Annotated in this window: 1 protein-coding gene; it reads right to left on the minus strand. The window is 41.7% G+C overall.

Annotated elements, in window-relative coordinates:
* Positions 1-380: 380 nt before the first annotated feature.
* Complete coding sequence (locus tag ACH0B5_RS17955) at positions 381-1,658, minus strand: IS110 family RNA-guided transposase (protein WP_406928252.1); 1,278 nt, start codon at positions 1,656-1,658, stop codon at positions 381-383.
* Between the last annotated feature and the right edge of the window lie 122 nt (positions 1,659-1,780).

Here is a 1,780-nt window from a genome sequence, read left to right on the forward strand (position 1 = left end):
CCTCCCTCTATAAATGTTGTTGTACCAACGGTTTGAACCATTGATCACGTGTTAAAAAAATATTTTTCGACAAAGGTTTTTACAGTATTTTTATATTATGTGAAACTATTCCAACACATGGGTACGCTACGCGGTCACTACTGGATAATGGTGGAAAGTAGTGATTGGAAATTATACGATGCACAATGGATCTCTGCGTAGCTTATGATGACGTACCCTCCCATGTCTCTGGGCATCTGTGTGCCTACATTCCTTCGTTCGGTCTAGTCATAAGGCAGAGGCTAGCGAAGCTCCTTTAGGGACTCAAGGTCGAATGGAAAAAATAGTGCCAGCTTCTCCGTGTCATCCTGTTGTCTAGGTATATTAAGGGGATGTAGAACTTACATAGCCTCTACGAGACTAGGAATATCCTTCATCATTCGCTGTGCGTCAAATGCTTTGTACTTGGTACTAATTCCGTGTAACACCTTTAATAGCTTTCCGCATAGAACCACGATGGATTGCTTCTTACGCAACGGATTAACCTGACGGTTAGTGTAATACTCATGAAGCTTTTTAAAGGCCTCATTGTGGCGAATCATTGGCATCATTACTCGGAAAAGGAGGGCACGTAGTTTCCTTCTACCACGTTTAGATATACGTTTTTGACCTTTGTGCTGACCGGATGAGTTTTCACGTAACGTTAATCCCGCAAGCTTAATAATTTGGCGTGGATCACTGTAGTGTGAGAAGCTTCCAATTTCAGCTAAAAGGTCGACAATTGTTGTATCTCCCAGTCCTGGTACTGTTTTGAGCCATTCATATTCTACGGATGTTTTAACAAGTTCAACTAACTGCTGTGTAAGGCTTTCAATTTCTTGTTCTAACTGGTTGTAACGACGGACAAGTGTGGCGATTTCAAAACGGGCCATCTCCCGTCCTTCTGTTACACCGATAGAGGTAGCTGCGACTTCGATAAGATGCTTTGTTTTCGGTCTCTGAGGAGATTTCATCCCCTCTACTTTTTTGAATAATGCGAGCACTTCAACAACTTGTTTCTCATGAAGGTCACTCGGGAATGGGGTACATTCGAGAGCAGCCAGTGCCATTTTTCCAAACTTCGGAAATACATTAGTAAATTCAGGGAAATAGCGATCTAGCCAGCGGATCATCATGTTTTTAACAGCACCAAATTCCTCAACCAACTTTTCTCGAAACGTTGAGCCAACACGGAGTTCAGCCTCCATGTCTCTCAAAATACGTGGGTAGCTAAAACGTCCGTCTTTAACAAGTCTAGCAATGACAAGGGCATCCTTACGGTCATGTTTGGTCGGTAGATTGTCATCTAGCTCCTTTGACCGCTTAACATGCATTGGATTGGTCATGACAAGAGGAATGCCTCGTTCTTGAAGAAAGTAGGCTAAATTTAGCCAATAATGACCTGTCGGCTCAATCCCTACCATAACTTCAGTTTTTTCGGATTCTTTCATAGTTGCCAAAATCCGTTTATAGAAAAGTTCAAAGCCATCTCTAGATTGAGAAACAGAAAAAGATTTTTGGAGCACTCGTCCTCGATCATCAACAAAGCACGCGTAATGTGTACGTTTTGCAATGTCAATTCCAATGACTAGCGTTTTTTCGGTGACTTGATTAATTTTTTGATTTTGTTTAAAATCCATTATGGAGTCCTCCTTGGTTAAAAATTAGGGGTCAATTCTCGAGATTTGACACCCCGTATCATACCAAGAGGGCTCTTTTTTGTTCAAGTCCTCGAAAATCCTTCTAACAGGAATGCTCCTTT

This window comes from Ureibacillus sp. 179-F W5.1 NHS, assembly GCF_045369345.1.
In the GTDB taxonomy this organism is placed as follows: domain Bacteria; phylum Bacillota; class Bacilli; order Bacillales_A; family Planococcaceae; genus Ureibacillus; species Ureibacillus halotolerans.

What these genes read in the sequence shown, in the direction of transcription:
- ACH0B5_RS17955 (WP_406928252.1), bottom strand. Translation starts at nt 1,658, where the DNA reads ATGGATTTTAAACAAAATCAAAAAATTAATCAAGTCACCGAAAAAACG.